The organism is Streptomyces cyaneofuscatus (genome assembly GCF_033109485.1).
GTDB lineage: Bacteria > Actinomycetota > Actinomycetes > Streptomycetales > Streptomycetaceae > Streptomyces > Streptomyces cyaneofuscatus.
Genome location: NZ_CP137002.1, coordinates 7,472,306 through 7,487,787 on the forward strand (window position 1 = coordinate 7,472,306; position 15,482 = coordinate 7,487,787).

Consider the following 15,482-nt stretch of genomic DNA (forward strand, 5'->3'; position numbering starts at 1 on the left):
CCCTCACCTCAGGTCTCCCCGCCCCGCCCGCGCCGGCTCATCATCCGCTGTGCGGTGCTCAGTACGGTGGCGGTCGCGCGGGTCGAACGCAGGGCGGCCCGGGCCGCGTTGGCGCCCGGGGCGCCGTGGACGCCGCCGCCCGGGTGGGCGGCGGCCGAGGCCAGGTACAGCCCCTTCACCGGGGTCTCGGGACGGCCCGTGCCCGGCACCGGGCGGAACACCAGCTGCTGGTGCATCGCCGCCGTGCCCCCGTTGATCGCGCCGTGGTGGAGGTTGCGGTCGGCCGCCTGAAGTGTGGGTGGTGCCAGGATCCGCCGGGCCAGGACGCGGCCGCGGAAGCCGGGAGCGTACCGCTCCACCTGCTCCTCCACCCGGTCCGCCATCCTCTGCTGCTCCGCCCGGTCCCACGTGCCGGACAGGCCGTCCGCCCCGGCGTCCGCCTTCACGCTGTGGGGGACATGGGTGTAGGCCCAGGCCGACTCGGTGCCCCGGGGCGAACGGGTCGCGTCCGCCGTGGTCATCTGCCCGAAGAGGAGGAAGGGGCGGTCCGGGATGAGTCCGCGCGCGATCTGGGAGGCCCACCGGCTGAGTTCGTCGACGCCCTCCGCCAGGTGCACGGTCCCCGCCGTGGCCGCTGCCGGGCTGTCCCACGGGACGGGGGCGTTCAGCGCCCAGTCCACCTTGAACGTGGCGAAGTCCCACTGGAACCGCCGCATGTCGTCGAGGAGCCGGTCCGGCAGATGCTCCGCGGCGACCAGCGACCCGTACAGACTGGGGGCGGACACATCGGCGAGCACCGCCCGGCGGGCCGGGAGCGCGTCCCCGGACGCGGTACGGATCCCCACGGCCCGGCCCTGCCGTACGACGACCTCGCTCACCCGCTGTCCGCACCTCACCTTTCCCCCGCGTGCCTCCAACCGCCTGACCAGGGCCGCGGTGAGGGCACCGGCGCCCCCGACCGGGACCGGAAAGCCGTGGACCTGCCCCAGCATGGACATCAGCCAGCCGAAGCCGCCGCTGCCCGCCGCCTCGGGAGCCAGATCCGCGTGCAGCGCGTTGCCGGCGAGCAGCAGCCGGCCGCCCTCGCCGGTGAACTCCTCCTCGCCGAGCCTCCGTACGGGAAGGAGAAGGCTGCGGGCCAGCCGCAGCCCGCCCGCCGCCCGCAGCCGGGCGAGCAGCTTCCCGCCGGCGAGGACCGGCGGGAACGGGGAGAAGAGCGAGGCGACGATGTCGTCGCCCAGCCGGTCCCAGACAGCGCACAGGTCCAGCCAGCCCTGCCCGTCGCCGGGGGCGAAGCCGTCGAGGGCCTCGGCGGTGGCCGCCCGGTCGCGGTCCAGGACGGCACACCTGCCGTCCAGGAGAGGGTGGGCGAGCACCCGGGGAGCACGGCTCCAGCGGAGTCCCTCCCGGTCGAGGTCCAGCGCCGCCAGCACGGGGGAGACCGCCGCCAGCGGGTAGAACGAGCTGAACAGGTCGTTGACATAGGCGGGGTGCACCCCTTGGTCGCTGCGGACCGCGCCCCCCGGCTCGTCCTGCTCCTCCAGGACCTCCACGGACCAGCCCGCGTCGGCCAGCACATTGGCCGCCACCAGTCCGTTGGGCCCGCTACCGATCACCACCGCGTCGACCATGGCACCGCCTTTCGCCCAGGAGCACGCGCACGGGACGGAGGCCCCGGATCAGCCGGCCGGTGCGGTGGCACGCCCGCCCCCGTGCGGCTCCGGGGCCGTCATCCGTTCCACCAGCCGGGCGAGGCGCGCCAGCATGGTGCGGTGGCGGAGCTGGAGCAAGGTGTCCAGCAGGGGGTTGTGCAGCGTGCCGCCGAGGCCGCGCAGCGGATGCTCGTCGACGATCACGAGGGTCTGCTCGCCCCACGGCCGGATGTCGAAGGCGATCCTGGCCGTACCCCAGGGGCCGCCCTCAGCCTCCAGCTCCAGCCTGCCCGGCCGGTCGATGCACCGGACGACGGTGCGCCCGGCGAACCGCTTGGGCCCCACGTGGACGTGGTAGGTGATGGAGGCGCCGCTCTCGGGCCAACGGCCGTTCTCAGGGCGGGAATCGGAGGTGCCGACCACCCACTCCCCGTACAAGGTCTCGTCCTCCAGGACCGACCAGACCGCGGCCGGCGGCCGGCCGATGAGGTGGTGCCGTACGGCCATGATCTTCCTCGCTTCGCACAGCGGACGCTTCGCGCGGGGGACGATCTCTTCTCGCGTGCCATTCTGCCCCGGGCCGGGCGATCCCGCCGCTCGGCGAGCGCGCACCGGGCAGGGGCGGGGACGCCGAGCGGCGGACGGCCGCTCGGGTGAATGCACCGGCCCCCGGTTTTCGCGGCCGTCCCGGCGTGGCAAGGCCACGAGGTGCTTCGGAGGTGAGGTACGCCCCGGCGACGGATGCCGTGCGGGCCGCTCTCGTCGACGTACGACCCGCTCCGGCAGATCTCACTTCCGGTTACAGCGATCTTGTACGGCGAGGAGTTGAGCCACCCCCATGGCCGAGGACAGCCGGTACGCCGACGACCCCGACACGGCGGCGGACTTCCGGCGCCTCCTGGAGCTGCCGGACGGGGCCACGAGGGAGCGGCTGCGCGGGGAGATCATCTGTGCCTGGCTGCCCATGACCCACCGGCTGGCCGCCCGCTACCGCAACCGCGGCGAGACACTGGAGGATCTGCGGCAGGTCGCTGCGATCGGCCTCGTCAACGCCGTCGACCGCTACGACCCCGAGATCGGCCGCGCCTTCGCGCCCTTCGCCGTCCCCACCATCACGGGGGAGATCAAACGGCACTTCCGGGACCGCATGTGGTCGGTGCACGTGCCCCGCCGGATCCAGAACCTCCGCAACGTCGTCCGCCTCGCCCACGCCGAACTGGCTGCTTCGGGCGCCTCGCCCTCGTCCGCCCGGATCGCCGAGCACACCGGGCTGAGTGAGGAGGACGTACGGCAGGGGAGCGAGGCGCTGCACGGCTTCAGCGCCCTGTCCATCGATGCCGAGACCGCGCCCGACTGCGGTGAGCTGCTCCTCGGTGACCGCTTGGGGGCGCTGGACGAGGCGTACGACCGGGTGCTGGACCGCGAGGCGGCGAAACCGGGCATCCGCCGGCTCGCCGAGCGCGAGAAACGGGTGCTCTACCTGCGCTTCTTCGCCGGGATGACCCAGAGCGCCATCGCCGCCGAACTGGGCCTCTCGCAGATGCACGTCTCCCGGCTGATCACCGAGTCCTGCCGCCGTATCCGCGAGAGCGCTCACGAGCACGCAACGGAGCGGCGCACCATCGTCTGACAGCGACCGTCAGGAGCGGGTGGACGGGCCGTCCGGCGCCCGTACGGACATGCGCACGACCGTCAGAACGCGACGGTGTCCGCCGTCCGGATCGCGGCGCTCATGTTCCGCTCCATCATGCGCAGCGCGGCCTCGGCGAGATCCTCGTGGATATGGGCTACCGCGTCCTGCGGCACGGTGACGCGCAACTGCCGGATATGTGCGTCCAGCGCCGAATACAGGACGCACTGCTCGGTCACCTGACCGCAGAGCACCACATGGTCCACCCCCAGCTGCGCCAGCAGATAGCTGAGCGGTGTCTCGTAGAAGATGGAGTGCCGCGCCTTCACGACGAAAAGCGAGTCGTCGTCCGGCAGCACCGGTTCGACCAGTTCCGCGTTCTTCCCGGCGAGCGTCGTCTCAATGATCTCTCCGTGGTGCGAACGCCATTCACCGAAATTGTCGTTCGCGTAGATGACCGGAACACCTTCGCCGCGAGCCTGGTCGATCAGCCGGGTGAGCTGCGGAAGAGCTGAGCGGACGGAGGGGACGAGCAGTGCGGCGTCGGGATGGTCGTAGGCATTGATCATGTCGATGACGATGAGAGCGCTCTTTCCCATGACGCCATCCTCGCATTACGTGCGCGGTGTCACACGGCTGTGTTTCACCAGGAGCCCCGTGGGAACTCGGCACTCGTTCACCGACCGGGGGAAAGGCCGTGAAATCCGACGCGAATCAGGGAGTGGCATCGTGCGCGCACTGACCTACCAGGGAAAGCGGGACGTCCGGGTGGAGACCGTTCCGGACCCGCGGATCCAGGACCCCACGGACATCATCGTCAAGATCACCTCCACCGGGATCTGCGGCTCCGATCTGCATCTCTACGAGGTGCTGGGCCCCTATCTCGACCCGGGAGACATCCTCGGCCACGAACCGATGGGCATCGTGGAGGAGGTGGGCCCCGAGGTGCACTCCGTCGCGCCGGGGGACCGGGTGGTCATCCCGTTCAACGTGTCCTGCGGCCACTGCTACATGTGCGGCTCCGGGCTGCACTCGCAGTGTGAGACCACCCAGGTGCGCGAGCGCGGCTCGGGCGCCGCCCTCTTCGGATACACCAAGCTCTACGGGCAGGTGCCCGGCGGCCAGGCCGAGTACCTGCGAGTGCCCTTCGGAAACGACCTGCCCATCAAGGTCCCGCACGGACCCTCGGACGACCGGTTCGTCTATCTGTCGGACGTCCTGCCGACCGCCTGGCAGGCCGTGGAGTACGCGGACATCCCGCCCGGTGGCAGTGTCACCGTCCTCGGCCTCGGTCCCATCGGCGCGATGGCCGCCCGCATCGCCCTCCACCGCGGCGCCGGCCTCGTCATCGGCGTGGACCGCGTCCCCGAACGCCTCGACCGGGTCAGCGCGTACGGGGCCACCTGCCTCGACCTGCGCCGGTACGCCAAGGGCAAGGACCTCGGCGACGCCGTCCGGGATCTCACCGACGGGCGCGGCACCGACGCGGTGATCGATGCCGTCGGCATGGAGGCCCATGGCGCGCCCGTCGCCAAGGCCGCGCACGCGGCGGTCGGCCTGCTCCCCGACACGGTCGCACAGCGCCTCATGGAGACGGCGGGCATCGACCGCCTCACCGCTCTCCACACCGCGATCGACCTGGTACGCAGGGGCGGGACGATCTCCGTCTCCGGGGTCTACGGCGGCTCCGCCGACCCGATGCCGCTGCTCACCATGTTTGACAAGCAGATCCAGCTCCGCATGGGCCAGGCCAACGTCAAGCGCTGGGTCGACGACCTGCTGCCGCTCCTGGTCGACGGGGACCCGCTGGGCGTGGACTCCTTCGCCACCCACCACCTGCCGCTGGAGGAGGGGCCCCAGGCGTACGAGACGTTCCAGAAGAAGGCCGACGGGATGATCAAGACCCTGCTCGTCCCCTGACCTCCAGATCTCCTGACCTCCAGACCTCGACGTCCAGACCTCGATTCACTACGGAAGGAAGCTTTCATGGAGACCACCGGACGGTCCGGCGGCAAGCGGGTCGTGGTCACCGGCGCCACCGGCAACGTGGGGACGAGCGTGGTCCGCGCGCTGGCCCAGGACCCTGAGGTCGGCTCGGTCCTCGGCCTGGCCCGCAGGCGGCCCACCCTGGACATTCCGGGGGTGGAGTGGGACACCGTCGACCTCTCGCGCGACGACAGCGAGGAGCGGCTCACCGGCCTGCTGCGCGGCGCGTACGCCGTCGTCCACCTGGCGTGGCGCTTCCAGCCCACCCACGACCCGGTCACCACCTGGCGGAGCAACGTGCTCGGCTCCCAGCGGGTCTTCCGCGCGGTGGAGCGGAGCGGGACGCCCGCCCTGGTGCACGCCTCGTCGGTCGGCGCCTACTCCCCGGGCCCCAAGGACGAGCCCGGCGTGGACGAGGAGTGGCCGACCCATGGCTGGCCGGACGCGGCGTACTGCCGGGAGAAGGCCTACCTGGAACGCGTTCTCGACACCTTCGAGCTGCGGCACCCGCAGATCCGGGTGGTCCGGATGCGCCCCGGCTTCCTCTTCAAGGAGACGGCCGCGCCCGAACAGCGGCGCATCTTCGCCGGCCGTCACGTCCCGGGCAATCTCCTCCGCCCCGACCTGCTGCCCTTCGTACCCGACCTGGAGGGGCTGCGGTTCCAGGTGCTGCACACCGACGACGCCGCCGAGGCGTACCGGCTGGCCGTGCTCAAGGACGTGACCGGCCCCTTCAACCTGGCGGCGGACCCGGTGATCGACGCCCGCGCGCTGGCGGAGCTCCTCGACGCCCGCGTCGTACGGATTCCCCGGGCACTGGTGCGTACGGCGCTCGCGGGCGCCTGGCGGGCCCACGCCGTACCGGCCTCGCCGCACCTCTTCGACGCGGTGCTGCGGCTGCCCGTGCTGGACTCCACCAGGGCCCACGAGGTGCTCGGCTGGCAGCCCACTCGTACGGCGCAGGAGGCGCTGACCGCCTTTCTGCGCGGGGTACGGGAGGGCCGGGGCGAGGGCACCGCGCCGCTGGCCGGCCGGAAGATCGGCTGACGGCCGGCGGCGGAGGTGCTCAGCCGACTCCCTTGAGAGCCCCGGCCCGCACGCGCTCGCAGGACCGGCTGATCAGACGGGAGACGTGCATCTGGGAGATGCCGAGGCGCTCCGCGATCCCGAGCTGGGTCATGTCGCGGAAATACCGCAGGTAGAGGATGGTCCGCTCGCGCTCCGGCAGCCGGCGCAGCTCCGGCTTGACGGCCTCGCGGTCCACGGCGACGTCCAGAGCGTGATCGCTGGAGCCCAGCCGGTCGGCCAAGGTGGCCCCACTGCCCTCGCCGCCCGCCGGTTCGGCGTCCAGGGACAGCGCGCTGTAACTCTCCAGCGCCTCCAGGCCGAGCAGCACGTCCTCCTCGGCGAGCCCTGACTCCGCCGCTATCTCGGCGCAGGTGGGCGCGCGTCCGCCGAGCCGCTGAGCGAGGTCGCGCCGCGCGGTGCGGACCCGGTTACGGAGGTCCTGGACCCGGCGGGGCACGTGGACGTCCCACGTGTGGTCGCGGAAGTGCCGCTTGATCTCGCCGGTCACCGTCGGAACGGCGTACGTCTCGAAGGCCTTGCCGCGCGCCGGGTCGTAGCGGTCGACCGCCTTCACGAGCCCCATCGCGGCCACCTGGCGCAGATCGTCCATCGACTCACCCCGGCCGCGGAACCGGGCGGCCAGCCGGTACGCCATCGGCAGCCAGGTGCAGATCGTCTCGTCCCGCAGGGCCTCCCGCTCGGGACCCGGCGGAAGGGCGCTCAGCCTCTCGAACGCCCCGTCGGTCGACGGAACGCCCGCATCCGAAGGGAATCCGGGGGTAGGTGCAGCCTGCATGGTGGTCACTCCTCGACGGCGATGTCCGGTGGCCGCGGGAGCACACGCATACGGACGCCGAGGCCGCCCGGTCACTCCCACGGGCGCCTCATGTCCGAAGCACGAAGGTTTCATACCCGCATCAAACGTGACCAAACGTGTGAAAAACACTGAAAGGTCGGAGCGGCTGCGGCATGCGCGGCGTTTCTCGCGTATGGGCCCGGCCGAGAGGGGTACCCACCTCGGTCGAGGAGAGGATGACCATGCCGATCACGACCGTGGCCCCGCCGGTGCGCGGTGCACCCTGCTGGGTCAATCTGCTGGTGCGCGACCTGTCCGCCGCCCAGGCCTTCTACTCCGCCGTGCTCGGCTGGACGTTCGACAGCTCCGGAATGCTGGGGGAGGGCTTCTCGATCGCGCTCGCGGACGGACGGCCGGTCGCTGGTATCGGAGCCCGATCCCCGTTCCTGGCCGCGCCGACGGTGTGGATGCCGTACTTCGCGTCCGCCGATGTGAACGCGTCCGCCGACCGGATCCGCGAACGTGGCGCGACGGTCGCGGTCGGCCCGCTCGCGGTGGGGGAGGGCCGGGCGGCGATCGCCTCCGACCGGGACGGTGCCGTCTTCGGGATCTGGGAGGGCGCCGCGCCCGTCTGGTCGCCCGGCACGGCCGGCGCCACGCCGTGGCTGGAGCTGTGGACCCGGGACGCCTTCGAGGCCGCCCTCTTCTACGGCGAGGTCTTCTCCTGGCCGCGCCCCGGACCGGACGCCATCGATGTCGCGTACGAGGAGGAGCAGGTCGTCGCCCGGGTGGCCGGCCATCCCATGGCCGTACTTTCCGGCGGCGCCGTCGGCAGCGCCCCGGACCCGAGGATCCGGCCGCGCTGGATCGTCCACTTCCCGGTGGACGACGCCGCCCGGGCGGCCGCGCAGGCGGACCGGGCGGGCGGAGAGACCTTTCCGGCGCCTGGTGTACGAAGCTCCGAGTACGTCGTCCAGGACCCCGAAGGAGCCCTGTTCACGGTGGCGGAGGAGCCCGGCGGCGTGGCGGAGGAGACCGGCGCCTGACCTCGTCCCGTTCGTTCGAGCCTCAGTCCCGCTCAGGCGCGAACGGGCTGTCGTCCAGGTGGGCGAGCAGGTCGGCGACGTCCCGGAAGACCGCGTCCGCTCCCGCCGCCTCCAGGTCCGCCCGCGGAATGCCACCCGACAGCAGCGCCACCGCGCGCACCCCGGCCCGGCTCGCCGCCTCCATGTCCCACACCGTGTCCCCCACGAACACCCCCTGCCCGGCGTCGGTCCCGGCCAGCTCCAGGGCCAGTTCCACGGGCTCCGGCGAAGGCTTGCCCTCGTCCACGTCGTCCGAGCTCGCCGTATCCCGGATGGCCTCGTCCGCGTCCACCGCCCGCCGCAGGGCCGCCAGCTCCGGCCCGCTGGCCGAGGTGGCCAGGACGACCCGCCAGCCGCGCCCGGCCAGGGCGCGCAGCAGATCGCCCGCGCCCGCGAAGGCCGGGAGCCGGTCGACGTACGTCCCGTAGAGCACCTTGTGCGCCGAGCTGATGGCGGAGTCCTGGTCGCGGTCCCGGTCCGGGCCGAGCAGCCGCTCGATCAGGTCGTCCGAGCCGAGGCCGACCGCCCGGTGGATGTCCGGCATCGGCACGGTGTGCCCCGCCTGCCGGAACGCCTCCCACCAGGCCACCACGTGCAGATGGTTGGTGTCGGTGAGCGTGCCGTCCACGTCGAAGATCGCCGCGCCTGGTGCCATGTCCGCCTGCCCCTGTTCCTTCGCTGCCGGTCCCGTACGGGCGGTCCGCCGCCGTGTCCCCGTAGGGGCGGGTCAGGCCTCCCGCCCTCCGCCGTCCTCCTCGTCCGCCACGTGCACGGCCGCTTCCTCGGCCGACGCGGCCCCGCCGTCGATGCCGACGTCCTCGGCGAAGACATCGGTGTTCCGGCCGGTCGCGTCGTCCGCCGCGGTGAGCCGTCCGGCCCGGGCGTCACCGTCGATCCGCTCCTCGGGCTCCCCCTCGCCCTCCGCCACATCGCCGATGCCGTCACCGTCGGGCGGCTGGACGTCCGGTACCTCCTGGGCGAGCCGCTGGTCGAGCGATTCGCCCTCCTGCTCCTCCTCGCCCGTGGTGCCGAACTTGTCCACGCCCAGCGGACGTTCGGGCGGGGAGTAGCCCTCTTCCATCTGGTCGTCCAGATCGCGTTCGCCGAGCGTGTTCTCCAGGTCCAGCTCGTCGTTGGGCGGGTCCTGGCCGTCGTCGTTCTGCGGCTGGTACACATCGTCGCCGCGTGCTTCATCGCTCATGCGTCCTCCTTGGCGTAGGGCTCACCGGCTGCACGGAAGGTCAGCGTCCGAGGGCCTTCCGCAGCTCCGCCTTGTTCATCGAGGAGCGCCCGTCGATGTTCTTCTTCTTCGCCTCGGCGTAGAGCTGGTCCTTGGTCGGACCCTGCGCGCCCTGGTGGGAGCGTTCACCACCGCGCTCGTAGGCGGACTTCTTGTCCTTCGTCGACGTCCTGCTCGCCGTCCGCGACTCGCCGGACCGGGCCCGCTCCTTGTTCACCGTCCTGGCGGCGATCTCCTTGGCGCGCTTCTCGGAGCTGCCACGCTCCTCCTGACTCTCCTTGATGTGCTCGTACTGGCGTTCACGCTTCGCATTGGATCCAGCAGGCATGAAGTACTCCTCATCCATCTGATTTCCCCGAGGGACGCCCACCCGCGTTTCCCGTACGAGCCCCAATAAACAACGCGGGAGAGCGGGAGGCACTCCCGCCCCAGGGTTCAGCGTCCAATGGAGTGACGGCGGTTCGTCGAAGAAGAGGCATCGGCTGAGGGGCAGACGCCGTTGCCCCGAACGGCGCCGAGGGCTGTTTTCCCAACCCGTCGGCGCCTCAGTTCCGCGTACGCCGGATACCTTCTAGGAGGAGTACCCATGGCCCGGAAGGTAAACATGAGTGCCGACACAGCCCTCACGCTTGCATGAATCGCGTGCGGAGGGGCACAGTTATAGGACAGAGGTCAGCAAGCGGCCGGCTCTCATCCGTCCGCGTTCCTCCAAGTGAACCGTGCTGTTACCGGGTCACCCGCCACCTCTCTCTTCTGTATCCGTATTCGGCATTACCCCGGGCCTGCGCGATGCGCCGCTGACGGCGTCCTGTCGTAGGTCCTCGCTGGTCCGCCCCAGGAATGTTTTTCCGCGCCCGTTCGACCCCCACGGGTGCCCTTGGTAGGGAGAGAAAGGCAGAGCGCGATGCTGATGGCACACCCCGCGGTACTCGAGGAACTCCTGCGCCGCTACGAGGAGCTCCGGGCACAGCACGGACAGGGCGTCGACGGGGTGGCCCGAAGGCTGGAGGACGTGAGCTACACGCTCTGCGTCTCCACCGGCACCCGCGAGATCGCCGCCGCGCTCGTCGCCGCCCGCGAGCAGCTGAGACGCTCGGCCCCCACACGGGAGACCCCCGTCGCCCCCACCTCGGTGCCGGTCTGAGACCCCCGTGCGGGAGAGGCGGCACATGGGCGGGGAAGCGTTCAGGGGCGCGGACGCACCCGCGGTCCGCCCGGCGGCATGCTCCCCGAGATCGATCCGACGAGCTGCGCGCAGAGGTCGCGCAGCTTGACGTTGCGGTGCTGCGACGCTCTGCGCAGAGTCGCCAGCGCCTCCTCGGCGCTGCAGCGGCGCTGGTTCATGACGATGCCCGCCGCCTGGTCGATCACCGTGCGTGACTTCAGGGCGGCCTGGAGGTCCGCGGTGAAGGTCTGCGTGTCGGAGAGCCGTTGAGCCAGGGCGATCGCACCGGTCGCCTGGGCGGCCAGGTCGCGCAGCGCTCCGACATCGGCCTGCTCGAAGCCGTCCACCTTGGGCGAATACAGGTTGAGCGCGCCGGCGGTGTGGGAGTGCGCGGCGATCGGCAGCGAGAAGGACGACCTCGTCCCGGCGGCGACGGCGAAGGCCGGATAACCGTTCCACCGGCTCTCCAGCTGCATCTCACCCACGCTGACCTCGTGTCCCTCGCGCAGGGCTTCGAGGCAGGGGCCGTCGTCCTGTGCGTACTGCGCCTCGTCCAGCGGCGGCGCGCTGATCCCCGCGCTGACCACGGTCAGGGGCCGGTGCTGCCGCTCCAGGGTGATGCCGCAGCCATCGGCCCCCGGCGCCTGGGCGAGGGCGCTCTCCGCAAGCGCCTGGAGGAACTCGTCCAGTGTGTCGCTGTCCAGAAGGAGGGAGACGAGGTCGGGCGTCCCGGGCGTGAGGCCGTCGGTCATGGTGCTCCCTTCCGGGCCGGAGCCCTTGCAGCCAGCATGGCACGATACGGGAAGAGGCGTCCCGGCCCACCGGAGAGGTGCCCGGCCCCGTGCGCGACGAAGAACCGGGTACCCAGGGGTGTCGAAGGCGCGAGCCGGGGCAGGCGCAGAACCATGGGTCAGGAAGCGGCCTCCTTTTTGGCCTGCCGCCACGGAGTACACGATGCCTTTGCTGAGCTACCGCCTGGACGAGTCCCACCTCGTGGTCGAGTTGTGCGATGTCGTCGACCCCGACAACGAGGCCGCGATCGAACAGGAACTGCTGACGCTCCTGCCCTGCTGCGGTCCGAGCACGGTCATCGTGGACGTCGCCACCCCGCTGCTCACGCCGCGCGCCCTCGGTGTGCTGCTCCGCGTGCGCGGCGACGCCGAGCAGCGCGGCGTGTCGATCGCGGTGGTCGCCCGATACGAGACGACGCGCGAGGTTCTGAGCGCGGCCTCGCTCAACCGGGTCCTGCGCGTGGCGTACAGCCTCCAAGGCGCCGAGCTCCGCAGCCGTGGATGCCGGCCGGGCGCCGAGGCGCCCCGTAAGGAAGGGCTGCGGGAGCGGCTGGAGCGGCGCATCATTCCGTCGGACTCGGCCCCGCCCATGGCCCGCGCGGTCGGACCGTACGCCGACACCTCCGTCCCACGCTTCCCCGGCAGCCGCTGACGGCAGGCGGCACCCACGGCACACTGCGTCGGCCCCCGGGCGCCCGGCGGCACTTTCCGGCCGCGTCGGGCCGGGTGCCGCCACCACCGAGCCGACCGTGGTGGCCGAGAGGGCATAATGAAGGGCTGGAGGTCAGGAAGCGGCCCTTGAGATTTCTTCCTGCCTCCGTGGAGTTTCCGTGAACCGCTCTCTCCGTCGTAGCCCTGCCGCCGTGGCCCCCGCCGCCGGTGCTCTCCGCACCGCGCGTACGCCCGCCCCGGACGCCGCCCCAAGTCGCCCACCCGCGATCCGGCGCCGCAGAACCATCAGCAGTCCCGTGACAGCGGCCGGTGGCGCGCCCGCCCTCGTAGGGCCTTCTCTCACCCACGTCTGACAACCCGCCGCACGCCCGGAGCCTGTCCCAGGTGCTGGTGCGTCGGTGGAGGTTGTCCTGTCCCAGCGGCCCCGGACTGCGCCGCGCCAGCTCTGCCCCGCCCTTTCGGGAAGCGGGTCACCGCCCAGAACGAGATGATCATGACTGACAGGCCCGTGGCCGCGGCGCCGGACACGACGGCGCTGCTCCTGGAGACAAAATCGCTGGACGAGTTCCTCCACGCACTCGCCCGCAGCGCCCTGGACCTGGTGCAGGCGGCCGACGGATGCGGCGTCACGTTGGAGCGGCAGGGGCGGCCGGTCACCGTCTCCAGCGTGGGAGCCTCCGCCACCAAGCTGGACGAGGCCCAGTACGGGCAGGACGACGGCCCGTGCCTCCAGGCGATGCGCACCGGCCTGGAGGTCAGCGTGCCCGACACGCTCCGGGAGAGCCGCTGGGCCGACTACCCCGCCTACGCCGCGGTCTGCGGCGCCCGGTCCTCACTGTCGCTGCCCATCGCCCCGCACAGCCACACCGCCGGCGCCCTCAACCTCTACGCGCCGCTCCCCCATGCCTTCGACGACGCCGACCTGACGGCCCTGCGGCTGCTCACCGCCCAGGCCACCGGGGCCATCGCCCTGGCCCAGCGCATCGCCGACACCGAGGAGTTCGCCGCCGACCTGGAGGCCGCCCTCCAGTCGCGTACGGTCATCGACCAGGCGATCGGCGTGGTCGTCGGCCAGCAGCGCTGCACCCCGGAGAAGGCCTTCGACGTCCTGCGTACGGCGTCCCAGCACCGCAACATCAAGCTCCGGGCGCTCTGCGCCGAGCTGATCGCCAGCATCACGGGCGAGACGCCCCCCGAGGCCAGGATCCAGCCCCGGGGGTGAGGGTGCCCTCGGCCGACGGCACACCGGGTCACAGGCGCCTGGTCAGGACGCCGGGTAGGGGGCGTCGGCGAGCAGCCGGGCCAGGTGCACGGCGTTGGCGGCGAGCGTACGGGTCGTCGACGCGACGGTCTCGGGCGTCTCGTCCAGATCCTGGTAGTCGGTGCCCTGCATGGCTTCGCCGACCCAGTACGTGACCGCCCCGGGCGCCAGGGAGAAGCCGACGTCGTCGAGTCCCTGGAAGAGGTCGGCGCTCACCTTGTGGGCCCCGTCCTCGTTGCCCACGACCGCCACGGTCGCGACCTTGCCGTAGACGAGGGGGCGGCCCTGGTCGTCGGACTCCGACAGCTCCCCGTCCAGCCGCTCCAGGATGCGCTGGCAGAGGCTGGAGGGGTGGCCCAGCCAGATGGGTGTGGCGATCAGCAGGATGTCGGCGGCCAGCATCTTCTCCCGGATGGCGGGCCAGGCGTCGCCGTCGCCCATGTCCACCTCGACCCCCGCGCGGACGTCGTGGTCGGCGATCCGGACGGTCTCGCCCCGCACCCCGTGGCGCTCGAACTCCCTCATGACCTGTTCGGCGAGGTGCTGGCTGCTGGAGCGGGCCGGCGAGGGGTTCAACGTACAGACCAGGGCGAGTGCGCGCATGACGGGGTGTCTCCTTCGGAGTGACGGGGGGGAGGGGCGCCGCGCGGTGGGCACGGCGACACTGGTGCCCCGTCAGCCCCCGCCGTACGCACGGGAGGCGGCAAATGCCCCGAACGGAAGTGACGGGGCATTCCGGGACGTGGGACCTTTCCCGTTTGAAGCTCCGTGCACGGGTAGACGGCGCAGAACCCTGCCCCCTCCCTGAGAGGAATTCCTGTGTCCCGGGACCAGTGCAAGAACGTTTTCATCATCGGAATGGACGAGGCCAACCTGCGCACGCTCCAAGCCGTGCCGGACGCGGAAAACCTGTGCCTCCACCCGCTCCTCACCGTCAAGGAGTTGCAGGAGGACGCCACCACCGTCGACGAGCTGCTGGCCAGGGCACGCGCCGTGCTCGACGCGCACGACGGCTCCATCGACGCGATCGTCGGCTACTGGGACTTCCCGGTGAGCACCCTCGTCCCCCTCCTCAGCAAGGAGTACGGGACGGTCAGCACCAGCCTCGAATCCGTCGTCAAGTGCGAGCACAAGTACTGGAGCCGGCTGGAGCAGCAGAAGGTGAGCGACGCCCATCCGCGCTTCGGCATCGTCGACCTGGACAGCGACGATCCCCGGCCGCCGGAGGGCATGAACTTCCCCCTGTGGGTGAAGCCCGCCCTGGCCTACTCCTCCGAGCTGGCCTTCGGCGTGGCGGACATGGACGAATTCCGCACCGCCGTCGCGGAGATACGCGGAGGCATGGCCCGGGTCGGAAAGCCTTTCGAGGCGATACTCGATCTCCTCGAACTCCCGCCGGAGATGGCGGGCGTGGGCGGCCAGGTCTGTCTCGCCGAAGAGGCCATGACCGGAATCCAGGTTGCCGTCGAAGGATATGCGCACAACGGCGAGGTCACCGTCTACGGCGTGCTCGACTCGATCAACTACCCCGACTCCTCGTCCTTCCTGCGCCACCAGTACCCGAGCGCCCTCCCGGCCCCGGTGATCCGGCAGCTGCACGAGGTCAGCGAACGCACCATGCGGCAGATCGGCATGGACAACGCCACCTTCAGCATCGAGTACTTCTACGACCCGAAGACCGGCGACGTCAGTCTGCTGGAGATCAACCCCCGGCACTCCCAGTCGCACGCGGAGATGTTCCACTTCGTCGACGGCGTGCCCAACCACCACCGCATGTTCCGCCTCGCCCTGGGCGGCGACCCGGCCCTGCCGGCCGGCGGTGGCCGGTACAAGGTGGCCGCCAAGTGGTACTACCGCTGGTTCGGTGAGGGCCGCGTCCACCAGGTGCCGACCGCCGAGGACATCGCCGCCATCGAGCGGGACATCCCCGGGGTCCACATCGACATGGTCCCCGACGAGGGCCAGAAGCTCTCCACCGTCCACGGTCAGGACAGCTACAGCTACGAAGTCGCCCACATCTTCACCGGCGGGGACGACGAGGACGACATGCGCCGCAAGTTCGACGCCTGCGTCGCCGCCCTCGGTCTGAGCTTCGACGAGACCGAACCGGGCGGGCGGGGCCGGAATTCTTCGTGA

The 15,482-nt window shown here is 71.4% G+C and carries 17 protein-coding genes; 8 read left to right on the forward strand and 9 right to left on the reverse strand.

Translation table 11 applies throughout. From position 1 onward, the window contains the following. Window positions 1-8 precede the first annotated feature (8 nt). Both R2B67_RS33095 and R2B67_RS33100 read right to left on the reverse strand, forming a co-directional pair. Complete coding sequence (locus tag R2B67_RS33095; RefSeq protein WP_317823478.1) at window positions 9-1,631, reverse strand: phytoene desaturase family protein; 1,623 nt, start codon at window positions 1,629-1,631, stop codon at window positions 9-11. A gap of 48 nt (window positions 1,632-1,679) precedes the next feature. Next, on the reverse strand, window positions 1,680-2,159 hold the full coding sequence (locus tag R2B67_RS33100; RefSeq protein ID WP_317823479.1) for an SRPBCC family protein: 480 nt from the start codon (window positions 2,157-2,159) through the stop codon (window positions 1,680-1,682). Window positions 2,160-2,490: 331 nt separating this feature from the next. On the opposite strand from R2B67_RS33100, the gene R2B67_RS33105 reads away from it, so the two are divergent. Then, complete coding sequence (locus tag R2B67_RS33105) at window positions 2,491-3,282, forward strand: SigB/SigF/SigG family RNA polymerase sigma factor (protein ID WP_317823481.1); 792 nt, start codon at window positions 2,491-2,493, stop codon at window positions 3,280-3,282. A gap of 62 nt (window positions 3,283-3,344) precedes the next feature. Here R2B67_RS33105 and R2B67_RS33110 read toward each other — a convergent pair whose 3' ends face one another. Then, a complete protein-coding gene (locus R2B67_RS33110; protein WP_317823482.1) occupies window positions 3,345-3,881 on the reverse strand; it encodes a cysteine hydrolase family protein in 537 nt (178 codons plus the stop codon). Between the two features lie 130 nt (window positions 3,882-4,011). On the opposite strand from R2B67_RS33110, the gene R2B67_RS33115 reads away from it, so the two are divergent. Together R2B67_RS33115 and R2B67_RS33120 are read left to right on the forward strand one after the other, a co-directional pair. Next, entirely contained in the window at window positions 4,012-5,202 is a 1,191-nt protein-coding gene (locus tag R2B67_RS33115; protein WP_317823483.1) for a zinc-dependent alcohol dehydrogenase, read from the forward strand. A 66-nt stretch (window positions 5,203-5,268) separates the two neighbouring features. Continuing rightward, the gene (locus R2B67_RS33120; RefSeq protein WP_317823485.1) at window positions 5,269-6,315 is read left to right on the forward strand and encodes an SDR family oxidoreductase; all 1,047 of its coding nucleotides are present in this window, start codon (window positions 5,269-5,271) and stop codon (window positions 6,313-6,315) included. 19 nt (window positions 6,316-6,334) lie between these two features. On the opposite strand, the gene R2B67_RS33125 is transcribed toward R2B67_RS33120, so the two are convergent. Continuing rightward, on the reverse strand, window positions 6,335-7,132 hold the full coding sequence (locus R2B67_RS33125) for an RNA polymerase sigma factor SigF (protein ID WP_237324658.1): 798 nt from the start codon (window positions 7,130-7,132) through the stop codon (window positions 6,335-6,337). 236 nt (window positions 7,133-7,368) lie between these two features. On the opposite strand from R2B67_RS33125, the gene R2B67_RS33130 reads away from it, so the two are divergent. Beyond that, window positions 7,369-8,178 carry a VOC family protein gene (locus R2B67_RS33130; RefSeq protein ID WP_317823488.1) on the forward strand — a complete coding sequence of 270 codons (810 nt, stop codon included), beginning with the start codon at window positions 7,369-7,371 and terminating at the stop codon, window positions 8,176-8,178. 22 nt (window positions 8,179-8,200) lie between these two features. Here R2B67_RS33130 and R2B67_RS33135 read toward each other — a convergent pair whose 3' ends face one another. From R2B67_RS33135 to R2B67_RS33145, 3 genes are all read right to left on the reverse strand, one after another. Continuing rightward, on the reverse strand, window positions 8,201-8,872 hold the full coding sequence (locus R2B67_RS33135; RefSeq protein ID WP_317823489.1) for an HAD family hydrolase: 672 nt from the start codon (window positions 8,870-8,872) through the stop codon (window positions 8,201-8,203). 72 nt (window positions 8,873-8,944) lie between these two features. Further along, window positions 8,945-9,418, reverse strand: coding sequence for a DUF5709 domain-containing protein (locus R2B67_RS33140; protein WP_317823491.1), 474 nt, complete (start codon window positions 9,416-9,418; stop codon window positions 8,945-8,947). Between the two features lie 40 nt (window positions 9,419-9,458). Continuing rightward, window positions 9,459-9,785 carry a hypothetical protein gene (locus R2B67_RS33145; protein WP_026242204.1) on the reverse strand — a complete coding sequence of 109 codons (327 nt, stop codon included), beginning with the start codon at window positions 9,783-9,785 and terminating at the stop codon, window positions 9,459-9,461. Window positions 9,786-10,361: 576 nt separating this feature from the next. Between R2B67_RS33145 and R2B67_RS33150 the strand changes: the two genes are divergently transcribed. Continuing rightward, a complete protein-coding gene (locus tag R2B67_RS33150; RefSeq protein WP_317823493.1) occupies window positions 10,362-10,601 on the forward strand; it encodes a DUF5133 domain-containing protein in 240 nt (79 codons plus the stop codon). A 41-nt stretch (window positions 10,602-10,642) separates the two neighbouring features. Here R2B67_RS33150 and R2B67_RS33155 read toward each other — a convergent pair whose 3' ends face one another. Continuing rightward, a complete protein-coding gene (locus tag R2B67_RS33155; RefSeq protein ID WP_317823495.1) occupies window positions 10,643-11,374 on the reverse strand; it encodes a GAF and ANTAR domain-containing protein in 732 nt (243 codons plus the stop codon). A gap of 202 nt (window positions 11,375-11,576) precedes the next feature. On the opposite strand from R2B67_RS33155, the gene R2B67_RS33160 reads away from it, so the two are divergent. Both R2B67_RS33160 and R2B67_RS33165 read left to right on the forward strand, forming a co-directional pair. After that, window positions 11,577-12,065, forward strand: a complete 489-nt coding sequence (locus tag R2B67_RS33160) for an STAS domain-containing protein (RefSeq protein ID WP_317823497.1) — start codon at window positions 11,577-11,579, stop codon at window positions 12,063-12,065. A 513-nt stretch (window positions 12,066-12,578) separates the two neighbouring features. Further along, the gene (locus R2B67_RS33165; protein ID WP_381074883.1) at window positions 12,579-13,307 is read left to right on the forward strand and encodes a GAF and ANTAR domain-containing protein; all 729 of its coding nucleotides are present in this window, start codon (window positions 12,579-12,581) and stop codon (window positions 13,305-13,307) included. 42 nt (window positions 13,308-13,349) lie between these two features. On the opposite strand, the gene R2B67_RS33170 is transcribed toward R2B67_RS33165, so the two are convergent. Beyond that, window positions 13,350-13,949 carry a flavodoxin family protein gene (locus R2B67_RS33170; RefSeq protein ID WP_317823500.1) on the reverse strand — a complete coding sequence of 200 codons (600 nt, stop codon included), beginning with the start codon at window positions 13,947-13,949 and terminating at the stop codon, window positions 13,350-13,352. Window positions 13,950-14,165: 216 nt separating this feature from the next. On the opposite strand from R2B67_RS33170, the gene R2B67_RS33175 reads away from it, so the two are divergent. After that, window positions 14,166-15,482, forward strand: coding sequence for an ATP-grasp domain-containing protein (locus tag R2B67_RS33175; protein WP_317823505.1), 1,317 nt, complete (start codon window positions 14,166-14,168; stop codon window positions 15,480-15,482).